This window comes from Roseburia sp. OM04-10BH (assembly GCF_003462605.1).
Classification (GTDB): Bacteria; Bacillota; Clostridia; order Lachnospirales; family Lachnospiraceae; genus Roseburia_C; species Roseburia_C amylophila.
On sequence record NZ_QTZI01000011.1, the window covers coordinates 87,042 to 103,296 of the forward strand.

Sequence of the window (16,255 nt, forward strand, 5' to 3'; positions counted from 1 at the left end):
GTGCTATCTTAAGTACATAGAAATTAGCACTCTTTCAAGTTGAGTGCTAACAACAAAGAAAAAGCAGTACAAAAAGCTTTTTCAAATACCTATAAAAGTTTCATTTTCAGGAGAACGTGAATGAACGAGAACGAATTAGATGAAAGAAAAACAAAAATCTTAAATGCAATCATTCGCAACTATCTGGAAACAGGTGAGCCGGTTGGTTCAAGAACCATTTCCAAGTATACGGATTTGAACTTAAGTTCCGCAACAATCCGGAATGAGATGTCGGACTTGGAAGAGATGGGATATATTTTGCAGCCACATACATCGGCAGGAAGAATTCCATCCGATAAGGGATATCGCTTCTATGTAGATAATCTGATTGCAGAGAAGGACAAAGAAGTATCCGATATGAAAGAGTTCGTAATTGAACATACGGAGAAGATGGAACAGGTATTGCAGCAGGTGGCAAAGCTGTTGGCAAACAACACGAATTACACCACCATGATAACAGCACCGCAGTATCACCACAACAGCCTGAAGTTCATCCAGTTATCCAATGTGGATGATGAACATATTCTGGCGGTTGTCGTATTGGAAGGCAATCTTGTGAAAAATAAGATGATTCCGATAGAAGAGCCGATAGACAATGAGCATATGTTAAAACTTAACATGCTTTTGAATACACATTTAAATGGATTGTCATTAGATCAGATTAATCTGGGCACCATAGCAGTGTTGAAAGAGAAAGCCGGTATCCATTCCAAAGTCATCAGTGATGTACTGGATGCAGTAGCAGAAGCAATCAGCGAAGACGAGGATTTGGAGATATATACCAGCGGTGCAACGAATATCTTAAAATATCCGGAGTTATCGGATTCGCAGAAAGCAGGAGAGCTTTTAAATGCGTTAGAAGAGAAGAAACAGTTAGTAAGTCTGGTGACGGATAACCTCAGCAATGAGGAGAACGGCATACAGGTTTATATAGGAGATGAATCTCCAATTCAGACCATGAAGGACTGCAGTGTGGTAACAGCTACCTATGAACTTGGTAAAGGCGTGAAGGGAACGATAGGTATTATCGGACCGAAGCGTATGGATTATGAGAACGTCATGGATAATCTGAAAAATTTGAAATCACAACTAGAAGGCATATTTGATAAGCCGAAGAAAGAATAGCATAGAAAGGTGGTAAGGAAGTGGCAGAAGAAAAGAAAGAAGAAGTGCTTGAGGAAGTATTAGAAGACTTAGAAGCAGAGGATGCAAAAAAACAGGAAGAAGCACAGAATACCGCCTCAGAAGAAAAAGAAGTTGAGGCAGAAGAAAAAACGGAAGATACCGAATCTGAACCGGAAGAAATAGAGAAAGAAGATGAGGAGAAAAAGAAAGGTATCTTTAAAAAGAAAGACAAGAAAGATAAGAAGGACGAACAGATTGAAGATTTAACCGACCGGCTGAAACGTCAGATGGCAGAATTTGAAAACTTCCGTAAGAGAACGGAAAAGGAAAAGAGCCAGATGTATGACATGGGAGCCAGTGCAATCTTAGAGAAAATCCTTCCAGTTATCGACAATTTTGAAAGAGGGCTTGCAGCTGTACCGGAAGAAGACAAAAACAATGGCTTCGTAGAAGGTATGGATAAGATTTATAAGCAGATGATGACAGTGCTGACAGAAGTTGGTGTAACACCGATTGAAGCAGCCGGTCAGGAGTTTGACCCGAATCTCCATAATGCAGTAATGCATGTGGAAGATGAAGAACTCGGTGAGAATGTAGTAGCCGAGGAGTTACAGAAAGGTTACAAGTACAAAGAAAATGTAATCAGACATAGCATGGTAAAAGTAGCGAATTAAGCATAGGAGGATAAGAACATGAGTAAAATTATTGGTATTGATTTAGGAACAACAAACAGTTGTGTGGCAGTTATGGAAGGTGGAAAACCTACCGTTATAGCAAACCAGGAAGGTGCAAGAACAACACCATCTATCGTAGCATTTACAAAAACAGGTGAGCGTCTGATTGGTGAACCAGCAAAACGTCAGGCAGTAACCAACGCAGAGAAAACAATCTCTTCCATTAAGAGACATATGGGAACCGATTACAAAGTAAGCATTGATGACAAACAGTATTCTCCACAGCAGATTTCTGCAATGATTTTACAGAAATTAAAAGCTGATGCAGAAGGATATTTAGGAGAAAAAGTATCAGAAGCAGTTATTACTGTACCGGCATACTTCAATGACGCACAGCGTCAGGCAACCAAGGATGCAGGTAAGATTGCAGGACTTGATGTAAAACGTATCATCAACGAGCCGACAGCAGCAGCACTTGCTTATGGACTGGACAACGAAAAAGAACAGAAAATTATGGTATACGACTTAGGTGGTGGTACATTTGATGTATCTATCATTGAAATCGGTGACGGAGTCATCGAAGTATTATCTACAAATGGTGATACCAGATTAGGTGGAGATGATTTCGATAACAAGATTACACAGTGGATGATTGACGAATTCAAGAAAGCAGAAGGCGTTGACTTATCTACCGATAAGATGGCTCTTCAGAGATTAAAAGAAGCTGCAGAGAAAGCTAAGAAAGAGTTGTCTTCTGCAACAACAACCAATATCAACCTGCCTTTCATTACTGCAACAGCAGAAGGACCAAAGCACTTTGATATGAACTTGACAAGAGCAAAATTCGATGAGTTGACACATGACTTAGTAGAAAAAACAGCAATCCCGGTACAGAACGCTATGAAGGATGCGGGCGTAACCAATGCAGACTTAGGCCAGGTATTATTGGTTGGTGGTTCTACACGTATCCCGGCTGTTCAGGATAAAGTAAGACAGTTAACAGGCAAAGAGCCAAGTAAATCCTTAAACCCGGATGAGTGTGTAGCACTTGGTGCTTGTATCCAGGGTGGTAAATTAGCAGGAGATGCCGGCGCAGGTGATATCCTTCTTCTGGATGTTACTCCATTGTCACTGTCTATCGAGACCATGGGTGGAGTTGCAACAAGACTGATTGAGAGAAATACAACAATTCCTACAAGAAAGAGCCAGATTTTCTCAACAGCAGCAGATAATCAGACAGCAGTAGATATCAACGTAGTACAGGGTGAGCGTCAGTTCGCAAGAGATAACAAATCCCTTGGACAGTTCCGTCTGGATGGTATCCCACCAGCACGTCGTGGAGTTCCTCAGATTGAAGTTACTTTCGATATCGATGCAAACGGTATTGTAAATGTATCTGCAAAAGACTTAGGAACCGGAAAAGAACAGCATATTACAATTACTGCCGGATCTAACATGTCTGATGCAGATATCGATAAAGCAGTAAAAGAAGCAGCTGAATTTGAAGCACAGGACAAGAAGAGAAAAGAAGCAATCGACACCAGAAATGATGCAGATGCCTTCGTATTCCAGACACAGCAGGCATTAGACCAGGTTGGAAATAACCTTGATGCGGCAGATAAATCTGCAGTAGAGGCTGACTTAAATGCACTGAAAGCTTTAGTAGATGCAAATCCACAGGCTGAAAACATGACAGATGATCAGGTTGCTGAGATGAAAGCAGCAAAAGAGAAACTGATGGAAAGTGCACAGAAAGTATTTGCTAAGATGTATGAGAACGCTCAGGCAGCTCAGGGAGCCGCTGGTGCAGGTCCTGATATGGGAGCAGGTGCAGCCGGTGGAGCAGCTGCAGGTTCCGCAGATGATGATGTGGTAGATGCTGATTACAAAGAAGTATAATTCTACAGATAAAAAGCAGTAGAAAGGGTTGGCAGTTTTACTGTCAACCCTTACAAACGGTAAAGAGGGAATAGATTATGGCAGAACAGAAAAGAGACTATTACGAGGTCTTAGGCGTTGATAAAAACGCAGATGACGCAGCAATAAAAAAAGCATATCGTGTCCTTGCCAAAAAATATCATCCGGATATGAACCCGGGGGATAAAGAAGCAGAAAAGAAATTTAAGGAAGCATCTGAAGCATATGCAGTACTGAGCGACCCGGAGAAGAGAAAACAGTATGACCAGTTTGGCCATGCAGCCTTTGATGGAGGTGCCGGCGGAGCAGGCGGATTTGATTTCTCAGGTATGGATATGGGAGACATTTTTGGAAGCTTTGGAGACATTTTCGGAGATTTCTTTGGCGGCGGAAGACGCAGCAGCAGCAGCAACGGACCGATGAAGGGAGCCAATGTACGTGCCAGTGTCAGAATTACATTTGAAGAGGCAGCATTTGGCTGTGAGAAAGAAATTGATTTAGTATTAAAGGATGAATGTAAGACCTGTCATGGTACAGGAGCGAAGCCGGGAACCAGTCCGGAGACCTGTAGCAAATGTCAGGGAAAAGGAAAAGTGGTATATACCCAGCAGTCCTTATTTGGTATGGTACAGAATGTACAGACCTGTCCGGAATGTAACGGAAGCGGTAAAATTGTTCGTGACAAATGTCCGGACTGTCGTGGAACCGGCTACATTGCCAGCAAGAAGAAGATTAAGGTCAGCATTCCTGCCGGAATTGATAACGGTCAGAGTGTAAGAATCCGTGAAAAAGGTGAGCCGGGTGTAAATGGCGGACCAAGAGGAGATCTTCTGGTAGAAGTAGTAGTATCCCGCCATCCAATCCTTCAGAGACAGGGCATGGATGTATATTCAACAGCACCAATCAGTTTTGCACAGGCAGCACTGGGTGGAGAAGTAAGAATTACAACCATCGACGGCGATGTGGTCTACGAAGTAAAACCTGGTACACAGACCGACACCAGAATCCGTCTGAGAGGAAAAGGAATCCCATCCCTGCGTAACAAGGCAGTCCGTGGTGACCAGTATGTTACACTTGTGGTTCAGGTTCCGACCGGATTAAATGAAGCTGCAAAAGAGGCGCTGCGCCAGTTTGATGCAGAGACCGGTAATTCATTAAAGACACAGAATGGTGCGGCAGGCACGAAAAAGAAAAAGGGATTTATGGGAAAAATTAAAGAGTCCTTCGATGATTTATAAAAATGATAAAGCTGTTTCCTGAAAAATGGAGGCAGCTTTTTTTACGCGAGTAGCGAGAAAAATCGCATGCTTGCATGCAGATTTGGCGAGCACCGCGATAACTCGAGAAACTCGCAAAGCGTGTTTCTCGTAGTTGAGTATTGTGATAACTCGGGAAAACTGCAAAAGTGAGTTTCTCGTTGTTGCATTTTGTGACAACATATTGTATACTGTTTCTGATTCATAAGTTTTTTGTAACCATATGTTGATTTAGGCAACCGTTTATGAGACAAGGAGAGAGATTTATGAAGCAGCATAACAGCGCTGTGATTAAGAAGGATGCAGCACAGTTTGATAAATGGTGTTTTCAGCAGACTGTGGAACTGGAACATACAAGGAGAGAACTGGAAAATTCCAAACGCGAGATGGAACACCATCAGAGGGAGTTAGAACGTCAGAAGCGGAAATTCGAGATGGAGAAGAATCTTGAACAGGAGCGGATGAAGCGGGAACAGCATCTTTTTGACATGAAGTGGAAAATATTAGAAAGTGAACTTCAGAAACTTGCTGCCGAAAAGCAGAAAATGGAGCGTCAGAGAGACTTTTACAGCAGAGTACATGAATTTGAACAGGAGAATAGAAACCAATCATCCAATGTGGTGAAGGGAGAAATGTTCTTTATGGGCGTGGGCAATGAAAAATCATTGCGGAAGCGTTATAAGGATTTGATTAAAATATATCATCCGGATAATCTCAATGGAGACACCGGTACGATTCAGGAAATTAACCGGGAATATCAGGTACTGATGCAGAAACTGGAAGTAAAATATCAGTAATAAGATTGCAATAATAGCACAGCAATGACATAGCAATAAACAGGAAAATCAGCGGGCAGAAGAAATATGTTCCGCTGTTTTTGTGTTACCAGACATGCATAGGCGTCGCTATGTATCTAAAGAAGCTGTCTGCTGGTTGCCGTTGATTCCCTTACAGTTGCGAAAAATAAAAAGCTATGTTAAGATTAAAATGTTTGCTTTTTATAATAGAAGGTTAAGATAAGAACAGGAGCAGAAACTATGAAATGGGATAAATATACAATAGATACAACAACAGAAGCTGAGGATTTTATCAGCATGATGTTATCAGAAAATGGCATTGAAGGAATTGAAATCGAAGATAATGTACCATTGACGAAAGAAGAAACAGGAGAAATGTTTATTGATTTTCCGCCGGAGCTTCCACCAGACGAAGGAAAAAGCAAAGTCAGCTTTTATTTAGAGGCAGGCGAAGACCATACCGAGACTTTAAAGGCAGTCCGCATTGGTTTAGAGCAGTTAAGAAGCATGGTAGAAATCGGAAGCGGAGATATTACCTCCAGCCAGACCGAGGATATTGACTGGATTAATAACTGGAAACAGTTTTTTCAGTCTTTTTATATCGATGATATTTTAATCAAACCAACCTGGGAACCATTAAAGGAAGAGGATAAAAATAAATTCTTAATCGAGATTGACCCGGGTATTTCTTTTGGAACCGGAAAGCATGAGACAACACAGCTTTGTATCCGCCAGATTCGTAAATATTTAAAAGAGGGCGAGCGTGTTCTGGATGTAGGATGCGGCAGCGGAATCTTATCCATTGCAGCATTAAAGCTTGGTGCAGGCAGCGTAGTGGGTACGGATGTGGATGGAGATTGTATCACATCAACTCATGAAAATATGACAGTCAATCATCTGGCAGAAAATTCAGGTGAATTTTATGTTGGAAACCTGATTGACGATAAAGCATTTCAGGAAAAGATTGGCACAGGTTATGATCTGGTCGTAGCGAATATTTTAGCGGATATTATTATTCCGATGGCACCGGCACTTTATCAGTGTGCGAAAGAGCAGGGAGTGCTTATTACTTCCGGAATTATTGATTTTAAAGAAAACGAAGTAAAAGAAGCTTTAGAGCAGGCAGGCTTTGAAATCTTAGAAGTCAACCATCAGGGCGAATGGGTCAATGTAACTGCACGGAAAAATCAGAGGTAAAATAGATGCATCAGTTTTTTGTTGAAAAAAGCCAGGTGGGCAAAGAATATGTTACCATAACCGGAAGCGATGTAAATCATATCCGGAATGTACTGCGTATGAAAATCGGAGAGACGATTCGCATCAGTGACCGGGAAGGTGGCAATTATTTTTGTAAGATTGCAGAAACCGGAGAAAATTTCGTGCAGGCAGACATAGTATCTGTGGACGAAGAAGGAACCGAGCTTCCGTCTAAAATCTATTTATTTCAGGCACTGCCGAAGGGAGATCGGATGGAAACGGTGATTGAAAAGGCAGTAGAACTTGGTGTCTATGAAATCATTCCGGTAGCCATGAAATACTGTGTGGTAAAGCTGGAAGGAAAAAAGGCAGCACAACGGGTACAAAAATGGCAGGCGCAGGCAGAGACTGCAGCAAAACAGTCAAAGCGCAGTATCATTCCAAAGATTCATGAAGTAGTATCTTTCAAGGAAGCCGTAAAGCTGGCAGAAAACTGTGATATCCGATTAGTGCCTTATGAAAATGAAAATGGCATGGAAGGAACCAGGACAGTATTAGAGCAAATCGAACCGGGGAAGAGTATCAGCATTATGATAGGACCGGAAGGCGGATTTGCAGAGGAAGAGATTGCAAAAGCAAGAGAGACCATGCAGTCCATTTCCTTAGGAAGAAGAATACTTCGGACAGATACAGCAGGTATCTGCATGATGTCCATGCTGATGCTGCAATTAGAGAGCCGTATATAACGAAAAAACAGTAAGAAAGTGTAGAAAAGTATGGAAGCATATCTGGATAATTCTGCGACCACCCGCTGCAGTGACCGGGCGTGTCAGTTAATGGTAGACCTTCTGACGAAGGATTATGGCAATCCATCTTCCCTTCATATGAAAGGAATTGAGGCAGAACGATTTGTTGAGACTGCAAAGAAGAAAATAGCAAAAACATTAAGAGTATTAGAAAAAGAAATTATCTTTACATCCGGTGGAACGGAGTCAAATAACCTTGCGATTATCGGTGCTGCAATGGCAAACCGCAGAGCGGGAAATCATATTATAACCACATCCATTGAACATGCATCCGTAGAGAATCCAATGGAATTCTTAAAGGAGCAGGGCTTTGACATTACTTATCTTTCTGTGGATGAGAATGGAATTATTTCACTGGAAGAGTTAGAAGAAGCAGTGACGGAACAGACCATTCTTGTTTCCATGATGCAGGTAAATAATGAAATCGGAGCCATTGAGCCGGTTGCAGAAGCTGCAGAGCTTATTAAGAAAAAGAATCCGGATACACTGATTCATGTAGATGCAATCCAGTCTTATGGAAAAATGTATATCTATCCAAAGAAGCTTGGCATAGACATGCTTTCCGTCAGCGGACATAAGATTCACGGTCCAAAGGGAAGCGGATTCCTCTGGGTGAAGGAAAAGACGAAATTAAAGCCGCTGATATTAGGCGGTGGACAGCAGAAGGGAATGCGTTCCGGAACGGAAAATGTACCGGCAATTGCAGGTCTTGGAGAAGCAGCAGAAGAAATCTATGAGAATCTCGATGAAAAGAGAGCACATCTTTACGGATTAAAGCAGCGTTTTATCGACGGAATCGAAAAGCTGGAAGGAACCCATGTAAATGGAAAGACCGGAGAGGATTCTGCACCACATATCGTCAGCGTCAGCTTTGAAGGAATCCGAAGTGAAGTATTATTACATTCACTGGAAGACAGGGGGATTTATGTATCTTCCGGTTCTGCCTGTTCTTCAAATAATCATGCAGGCAAACAGAAGGGAAGCAAGACCCTTAGAAACATTCATTTAAAGGAAAACCTTCTGGATTCCACACTGCGTTTTTCCTTCAGTGTGCATACAACGGAAGAAGAGATTGATTACGCATTAGAAGTACTGGGAGAGCTGCTTCCGGTATTGAAGAAATATACAAGACATTAAAAGAGAAAGGAAATCATATGTATAAATCATTTCTGGTAAAATATGGAGAAATCGGAGTAAAGGGAAAGAACCGCTACATTTTTGAAAATATGTTAATGGAGCAGATCCGTCATGCGTTAAAGACAGCAGAGGGCGAGTTTGAAGTAACCAAAGAGCAGGGAAGAATCTATGTCAATGTAGTATCCGATGACTATGATTATGACGAGACCGTAGAAGCATTAAGCCGTGTATTTGGTATTGTAGGATTCTGTCCATTACTTCAGGTAGAGGATGAAGGCTTCGATAAATTAGCGGAGACAGTGGTAGATTATCTGGGTAAAGAATATCCGGAAAAGAACTTTACCTTTAAAGTAAATGCAAGGAGAGCAAGAAAGAATTATCCTCTTGATTCCATGGAAATCAATGCTGAACTGGGTGGAAAAATCTTAGATGCGTTCCCGGAGAGCAAGGTAGATGTGCATAACCCGGAGGTTATGGTCTGCATTGAAATCAGAAGCCTTATCAATATTTATTCCAAGGAAATTCCGGGACCGGGTGGAATGCCGGTAGGTTCTAACGGAAAAGCCATGTTATTATTATCCGGCGGAATCGACAGTCCGGTAGCAGGTTATATGATTGCAAAACGTGGAGTAGCGCTGGACGCAACTTATTTTCATGCACCGCCATATACTTCAGAACGTGCAAAACAGAAGGTAGTGGATCTGGCAAAACTGGTAGCAAGATACAGCGGACCTATCAATCTTCATGTAGTGAATTTTACCGATATCCAGCTTTATATTTATGAGAAATGTCCACATGAGGAGCTTACCATTATCATGCGCCGCTATATGATGAAACTGGCAGAGCATTTTGCTAAAGAAAACCGCTGTTTAGGACTGATTACCGGAGAGAGTATCGGACAGGTCGCAAGCCAGACCATGCAGTCATTAGCGGCAACCAATGAAGTATGTACCATGCCGGTATACCGCCCATTGATTGGATTTGACAAGCAGGAAATCGTAGAAGTGTCAGAAAAAATTGATACCTATGAGACATCTATCCAGCCGTTTGAAGACTGCTGTACCATTTTTGTGGCAAAGCATCCGGTTACCAAACCGAACATTGAATACATCAAGAAATCTGAAACAAAGTTAGAAGAGAAGATTGATGAACTGATGCAGACTGCAATTGATACGGTAGAAGTGATTCACGTAGAAGCAGAGTAGTGTGAATAGAAATAGAATGCTGTTTAGAAGCAGAATATTACGTAGAAACAGATAATATATAAAAGCAGAGCAATATATAGAAACGGAATTAAATAAGGGACCCGCACAGCGTAGCGGGTTCCTGCACAAATAAAAAAAGGGATTGCTTTCGCAATCCCCCCAATTCATTTACATCAATTCAATTATACAAGATAAGGTTTTAATGCTTCCATAATCTCATCCAGATTAGACTCTGCATGAATTGCTAAGTCGATTGGTTTGGATAAATCTAAGCTGAAGATACCCATGATAGATTTAGCATCGATAACGTATCTTCCAGAGATTAAGTCGAAATCAAATTCGAACTGTGTGATTGCGTTTACGAAGGATTTCACCTTATCGATTGAGTTTAATGAAATTTGAACTGTTTTCATAGTAAGACCTCCTTGGTTGCTATAAATACTTTTTCTTAATAGTAACTTCTTTGGAGGTAAAAGTCAACTAGAAGTGAGGAAAAAATCGAATGAAAAAAGCAGCATTGCACAATTTGGGATGCAAGGTGAACGCATATGAGACGGAGGCTATGCAGCAGTTATTAGAACAGGCAGGTTATGAGATTGTTCCTTTTACGGAACAGGCGGATGTCTATGTGATTAACACCTGTTCGGTAACCAACATGGCAGACCGGAAATCCCGCCAGATGCTTCATAAAGCAAAAAAAGAAAATCCGGACAGTATCGTTGTCGCTGCCGGCTGTTATGTCCAGACTTCATCGGAAGAAGCAGCAAGGGATTTATCCGTGGATATCATTATCGGAAATGACAAGAAACATGAACTGGTGGAGCTTATTGAAAACTGTATGAACCAGAAGAAAAATGCAAACGAAGAAACCGAAGGAGTGGATGACTGGAAGGAAAATATCTGCGATATTAATGAGAAAGGCAGAGCATATGAAGCACTGTCTATCAGCCGGACGGAAGAACATACCAGAGCTTTCTTAAAGGTGCAGGATGGCTGCAACCAGTTCTGCACATATTGTATTATTCCATATGCGAGAGGTAGAATCAGAAGCCGTAAGGCAGAAGAGGTCGTGCGTGAAGTGGAGACACTTGCAGCAAATGGCTGTAAGGAAGTGGTACTGACCGGAATCCATTTAAGTTCCTATGGATTAGACCATGGAGATAATCTTTTACATCTGATTCAGGAAGTGCATAAAGTAGAAGGTATCCGCCGGATTCGTCTGGGTTCCTTGGAGCCTGGAATCATCGATGAGAATTTTGTGAAAGAGCTGGCAAAATTAGAAAAAATCTGTCCGCATTTTCACCTGTCCCTGCAGAGCGGATGCGATGCAACCTTAAAGCGGATGAACCGGAAATATGATACAGCCACTTATGAAGCAGGCTGTAAGCTGATTCGAAAATATTTTACCCATCCGGCAATTACCACAGATGTTATCGTAGGATTCCCGGGAGAAACAGAGGAAGAATTTGAGGCAACAAAGGAATTCTTAGAGCGGATTTATTTTTATGAGATGCATATTTTCAAGTATTCCAAGCGCAAAGGTACGAAGGCAGCAGTGATGCCGGATCAGGTGCCAGAACAGGTGAAGACAGAACGCAGTAAGGTGCTTTTGGCACTGGCACAGGAAATGTCAGAAGAATTCCGGGAGTATTATGTTGGCAGACCGGAAGAAATATTATTAGAAGAAACCGATGAAATCGCAGGAAATGTATATTTTACCGGATATACCAAAGAATATGTAAAGATAGCAGTGCCGGAGGCAGAAGGGGAAGAAAATATTTTGGTGAAAGGCATCGTGACCGGACGGATTTCAGCGGATGTATACCGGATGGAAAATATTGAAAAAGCAGAGTAGAATTATCGGGAAAAGATAAGTGTATGAGAAGTGTATTTTGAATAATGGTTGAATTTTGCAGTACTTTATATTAGAATAGATTTAGCGATGCTTTTTCATTAGGAAGAACAAAAGAGCAAAATAAGGGCGTGAAAAAATGCAGAACATGAATAACACACAATATTTTAGAGTTGAAAAAGAACCGGAAATCAGGGTACATGATGTACTTAAGATTGTATACGAGGCATTATCTGAGAAAGGATACAATCCGGTCAATCAGATTGTTGGATATATTATGTCTGGTGATCCGACTTATATTACCAGTCACAATAATGCAAGAAGTCTGATTATGAAAGTAGAACGTGACGAACTTGTAGAAGAGATATTAAAGGAATATATCCATACAAATTCATGGAAGTAGGAGGCAGTTGATGCGGATAATCGGTCTTGACTTCGGTTCTAAAACCGTTGGAGTTGCCATTAGCGATGAACTGCTTATTACTGCACAGGGAATTGAGATTGTGCGCAGAAAATCAGAAAATAAGCTGCGTCAGACATTGGCACGTATTGAAGAATTAATCAAAGAATATAAAGTGGAGAAAATTGTTCTCGGCTTTCCGAAAAATATGAATAATAGTGAAGGCGAGCGTTGTGAAAAAACCTTAGAATTTAAAGAAATGTTAGAAAGGCGTACCGGACTTACAGTAGAGCTGTGGGACGAACGCCTTACTACTGTTGCGGCGGATAATCTTATGATGGAAGCCGGAATCCGAAGAGAGAATCGCAAAGAATATGTGGATCAGATAGCGGCATCCTTTATTTTACAGGGATACCTTGACTATCTGCAGAATGAAAAGAATCAGGAGTAAATATGGAAAAAGTAAATTTTACAGACCCGGATACCAATGAGTCAGCAGAATTTTATGTATTAGAGCAGACAACCATACGGGGAATCAATTACCTTCTTGTCACAGTAGACGAAGAGGGTGATTCGGATGCATTTATTTTAAAAGAAACACAGAATGAAGATGATCACAATACCATCTATGAAATGGTGGAAGATGATAAAGAGTTAGAAGCACTTGCAAAAATTTTCACAGAATTAATGGAAGATGTAGACATTGAATTCTAGGAGAACTTATGTAATTGCGGACAAATGCAATGAGCGCGAAAAGAAAGAATTTATGGAGGTAATATTTTGAAAAAAGAAGCAAACTCAAAATTGAAAATCATTCCATTAGGCGGATTAGAGCAGATTGGAATGAACATAACTGCCTTTGAATACGAAGACAGTATTATTGTTGTGGACTGCGGTCTGTCATTCCCGGAGGATGACATGTTTGGTGTAGACCTTGTTATCCCGGATGTGACTTATTTAAAAGATAATATTGACAAAGTAAAGGGATTTTTTATTACCCATGGTCACGAAGACCATATCGGAGCAATCCCTTATATTTTAAAAGAAGTCAATGTGCCGATTTATGCAACCAAGCTTACGATTGCAATTATCGAGCACAAGTTAGAAGAGCATAATATGCTCAAGAAAGTAAAACGTAAGGTAGTAAAATACGGACAGCATATTAACTTAGGCTGCTTCCGCGTGGAATTTATCCGTACCAACCATAGTATTCAGGATGCGGCAGCTCTTGCCATTTATTCACCGGCAGGAACAGTTGTCCACACCGGAGACTTTAAAGTGGATTATACACCGGTATATGGTGATGCTATCGATTTACAGCGTTTTGGTGAGATTGGTAAGAAGGGTGTACTGGCATTGATGTGTGACTCCACCAATGCAGAGCGTCCTGGCTTTACCATGTCGGAGCGTACCGTAGGAAAGACCTTTGATAATATTTTTGCTGACCATAAGAACACACGAATCATTATTGCAACTTTTGCATCCAATGTAGACCGTGTACAGCAGATTATGAACTCTGCCAATAAGTATGGCAGAAAAGTAGTGATTGAAGGACGAAGCATGGTAAATATCATTACGATTGCGTCTGAGCTGGGATACCTTACCATCCCGGAGCAGACCCTGATTGATATTGAACAGCTGAAGAATTATCCGGATGAGCAGACGGTTATCATTACAACAGGAAGCCAGGGAGAATCCATGGCGGCATTATCCCGTATGGCATCCGGCATGCATCGTAAGATAACAATTAAACCAAAGGATACCATTATTTTTAGTTCCAACCCGATTCCGGGTAATGAAAAAGCAGTGTCCGGTGTCATTAATGAACTGACCATGAAAGGTGCAGAGGTTATTTTCCAGGATGTTCATGTTTCCGGTCATGCCTGTCAGGAGGATATCAAACTGATTTACTCACTGGTAAAACCAAAATATGCAATTCCGGTTCATGGAGAATACCGTCATCTGGTTGCCCAGGCTAAGATTGCAGAAGAACTTGGCATTGATAAAGAAAATATTTTCCTCTTGTCTTCCGGTGATGTATTAGAACTGGATGAGGAAAGCGCAGCAGTTACCGGACATGTACAGGTAGGCGATGTCATGGTAGACGGACTTGGTGTTGGTGACGTAGGAAATATTGTATTGCGTGACAGACAGCATCTGGCAGAAGAAGGAATCATTATTGTTGTAATGACATTGGAAAGTGGCTCCGGAATGGTGCTGGCAGGACCGGACATCGTATCCAGAGGGTTTGTCTATGTACGTGGGGCAGAAAGCCTGATGGAGGAAGCTCGTCATGTATTAGAGGGAACCATGGAACACTGCATGGATAAGAATATTACAGACTGGAGCAAGATTAAGACAGAAATCAAAGATGCTTTAGGTGATTTTGTCTGGAAAGAGACAAAGCGTAGACCGATGATTATTCCAATTATTATGGAAGTTTAATGTGGGTGGATGAACATGAGCGTAGTAGAAGATAAGGTAACAGAACTTGTAAATGCAATTCAGGATACCAATGAATATAAGCGTTATCAGGAAGCAAAGAATAAGCTGCATGCGAATCCGGAATTAGAGCAGATTGTATTTGCATTCCGCCAGAAGAATTACCAGATCCAGAACAGTAAAAATGTGGATTTGTTCTGGGAAGTAGACCAGCTGGAGCGGGAAAATATAGATATCCGCAAGAATCCGGTTGCAGAAGAATTTATGACAGCAGAGCTTGCATTCTGCCGTCTGCTGCAGAAAATTAATTTCAGACTGGTTGGCGGCCTGAATTTTGAAGTAGGTTTTGTAAACGAAAGATAATGGAGAGGTTGTGCGATGAGTGCCAGTAAGATTGTGATGAAAATTGTCCGAATCAGTTTTTCTGTTCTTGTTGTTGTACTGGTGATTTTTGTACTTTTTAAGGCAGGAAGCTATGCATATGATTTCGGATATCGCGTGTATACAGAGCAGCCGGTGTCATCCGGTGATGGCAAGGATATTGTGGTTCAGATAGAGGCTGGAATGTCCGGTAGTGATATTGGAAGTATGTTAGAGGAGAAAGGACTTATCCGTGATGCCAGGCTTTTTGCAGTGCAGTTAAAGCTTTCTGCGTATTCTAAAAAAATCAAACCGGGAATATATACGCTGAATACTTCCATGACAGCGAAAGAAATGATGGAAGCCATGTCACCGGTTTCGGAAAAAGATACAGAGGGTACAACGTGATAGTAGAGGAACGATTAGTAACGTATATCAATTCCTTAGACAGTGGAAATACACCGCTTTTAGAGGAAATTGAGGCAGAGGCAAAGAAGAATTATGTGCCGGTTATCCGTAAGGAAATGCAGAGCTTTTTAAAATCCATGCTGGCATTAAAGCGGCCGGAGCGGATTTTGGAAGTGGGAACTGCAGTAGGATTTTCTGCACTTCTGATGGAAGAATATAATCCGGTGCCATGCCGGATTACAACCATAGAAAATTACGAGAAAAGAATTCCTATTGCACAGGCAAATTTCAAACGTGCCGGAAAAGAGAAAGAAATCACACTGATTCCGGGAGATGCCACAGAGGTGTTAAAGACGTTAGAAGATCCGTATGATTTTCTTTTTATGGATGCGGCAAAGGGACAGTATATCAATTTCCTGCCGGATATTCTTCGGCTGATGAAGCCTGGTGCATTACTGGTATCTGACAATGTGCTGCAGGAGGGAGATATTATCGAATCCCATTATGCAGTAACCAGAAGAAACCGGACCATTCATAAGAGAATGCGGGAATATCTTTATGAACTGACACACAATGACAGTCTTACCACATCGGTGCTTCCGATTGGAGACGGTGTTACCATTAGCATTAAGAAATAGAT

At 41.4% G+C, this 16,255-nt stretch carries 18 protein-coding genes; 17 read left to right on the top strand and 1 reads right to left on the bottom strand.

The window, feature by feature from the left end; genetic code table 11:
- Positions 1–120 precede the first annotated feature (120 nt).
- From hrcA to thiI, 9 genes are all read left to right on the top strand, one after another.
- Complete coding sequence (hrcA, locus tag DXB43_RS11740) at positions 121–1,164, top strand: heat-inducible transcriptional repressor HrcA (RefSeq protein ID WP_117947644.1); 1,044 nt, start codon at positions 121–123, stop codon at positions 1,162–1,164.
- 20 nt (positions 1,165–1,184) lie between these two features.
- A complete protein-coding gene (gene grpE / locus DXB43_RS11745; protein WP_022243084.1) occupies positions 1,185–1,838 on the top strand; it encodes a nucleotide exchange factor GrpE in 654 nt (217 codons plus the stop codon).
- A gap of 18 nt (positions 1,839–1,856) precedes the next feature.
- On the top strand, positions 1,857–3,737 hold the full coding sequence (gene dnaK, locus DXB43_RS11750; protein ID WP_117840941.1) for a molecular chaperone DnaK: 1,881 nt from the start codon (positions 1,857–1,859) through the stop codon (positions 3,735–3,737).
- Positions 3,738–3,814: 77 nt separating this feature from the next.
- Positions 3,815–4,993 (top strand): molecular chaperone DnaJ, encoded by a 1,179-nt coding sequence (gene dnaJ / locus DXB43_RS11755; protein WP_117947645.1) that lies wholly within the window; start codon positions 3,815–3,817, stop codon positions 4,991–4,993.
- 284 nt (positions 4,994–5,277) lie between these two features.
- A complete protein-coding gene (locus DXB43_RS11760; RefSeq protein WP_242986051.1) occupies positions 5,278–5,808 on the top strand; it encodes a molecular chaperone DnaJ in 531 nt (176 codons plus the stop codon).
- Positions 5,809–6,048: 240 nt separating this feature from the next.
- Entirely contained in the window at positions 6,049–7,005 is a 957-nt protein-coding gene (gene prmA / locus DXB43_RS11765; RefSeq protein WP_117840942.1) for a 50S ribosomal protein L11 methyltransferase, read from the top strand.
- 5 nt (positions 7,006–7,010) lie between these two features.
- Positions 7,011–7,751 (top strand): 16S rRNA (uracil(1498)-N(3))-methyltransferase, encoded by a 741-nt coding sequence (locus DXB43_RS11770; RefSeq protein WP_117840943.1) that lies wholly within the window; start codon positions 7,011–7,013, stop codon positions 7,749–7,751.
- Between the two features lie 30 nt (positions 7,752–7,781).
- Entirely contained in the window at positions 7,782–8,948 is a 1,167-nt protein-coding gene (locus DXB43_RS11775; protein ID WP_117840944.1) for a cysteine desulfurase family protein, read from the top strand.
- Positions 8,949–8,965: 17 nt separating this feature from the next.
- Positions 8,966–10,153, top strand: a complete 1,188-nt coding sequence (gene thiI / locus DXB43_RS11780; protein ID WP_117697007.1) for a tRNA uracil 4-sulfurtransferase ThiI — start codon at positions 8,966–8,968, stop codon at positions 10,151–10,153.
- 182 nt (positions 10,154–10,335) lie between these two features.
- Here thiI and DXB43_RS11785 read toward each other — a convergent pair whose 3' ends face one another.
- The gene (locus DXB43_RS11785) at positions 10,336–10,566 is read right to left on the bottom strand and encodes an HPr family phosphocarrier protein (RefSeq protein WP_022243076.1); all 231 of its coding nucleotides are present in this window, start codon (positions 10,564–10,566) and stop codon (positions 10,336–10,338) included.
- An 89-nt stretch (positions 10,567–10,655) separates the two neighbouring features.
- On the opposite strand from DXB43_RS11785, the gene mtaB reads away from it, so the two are divergent.
- The 8 genes from mtaB to DXB43_RS11825 all read left to right on the top strand — a co-directional run bounded on the left by mtaB (position 10,656) and on the right by DXB43_RS11825 (position 16,253).
- On the top strand, positions 10,656–12,008 hold the full coding sequence (gene mtaB, locus DXB43_RS11790) for a tRNA (N(6)-L-threonylcarbamoyladenosine(37)-C(2))-methylthiotransferase MtaB (RefSeq protein WP_117947646.1): 1,353 nt from the start codon (positions 10,656–10,658) through the stop codon (positions 12,006–12,008).
- A gap of 136 nt (positions 12,009–12,144) precedes the next feature.
- On the top strand, positions 12,145–12,408 hold the full coding sequence (locus DXB43_RS11795) for an IreB family regulatory phosphoprotein (RefSeq protein WP_022243074.1): 264 nt from the start codon (positions 12,145–12,147) through the stop codon (positions 12,406–12,408).
- Between the two features lie 10 nt (positions 12,409–12,418).
- Entirely contained in the window at positions 12,419–12,856 is a 438-nt protein-coding gene (gene ruvX, locus DXB43_RS11800) for a Holliday junction resolvase RuvX (protein WP_117947647.1), read from the top strand.
- Positions 12,857–12,858: 2 nt separating this feature from the next.
- Positions 12,859–13,119 (top strand): DUF1292 domain-containing protein, encoded by a 261-nt coding sequence (locus DXB43_RS11805; RefSeq protein WP_117947648.1) that lies wholly within the window; start codon positions 12,859–12,861, stop codon positions 13,117–13,119.
- Between the two features lie 66 nt (positions 13,120–13,185).
- Positions 13,186–14,850 (top strand): ribonuclease J, encoded by a 1,665-nt coding sequence (locus DXB43_RS11810; protein ID WP_022243071.1) that lies wholly within the window; start codon positions 13,186–13,188, stop codon positions 14,848–14,850.
- Between the two features lie 15 nt (positions 14,851–14,865).
- Complete coding sequence (locus DXB43_RS11815) at positions 14,866–15,210, top strand: YlbF family regulator (protein ID WP_022243070.1); 345 nt, start codon at positions 14,866–14,868, stop codon at positions 15,208–15,210.
- 15 nt (positions 15,211–15,225) lie between these two features.
- Positions 15,226–15,615: an endolytic transglycosylase MltG gene (locus tag DXB43_RS11820; protein WP_022243069.1), complete on the top strand. Its 390-nt coding sequence runs from the start codon at positions 15,226–15,228 to the stop codon at positions 15,613–15,615.
- Positions 15,612–16,253, top strand: a complete 642-nt coding sequence (locus DXB43_RS11825; protein ID WP_117697016.1) for an O-methyltransferase — start codon at positions 15,612–15,614, stop codon at positions 16,251–16,253. Before DXB43_RS11820 ends, DXB43_RS11825 begins: the two co-directional genes overlap by 4 nt.
- Positions 16,254–16,255 lie beyond the last annotated feature (2 nt).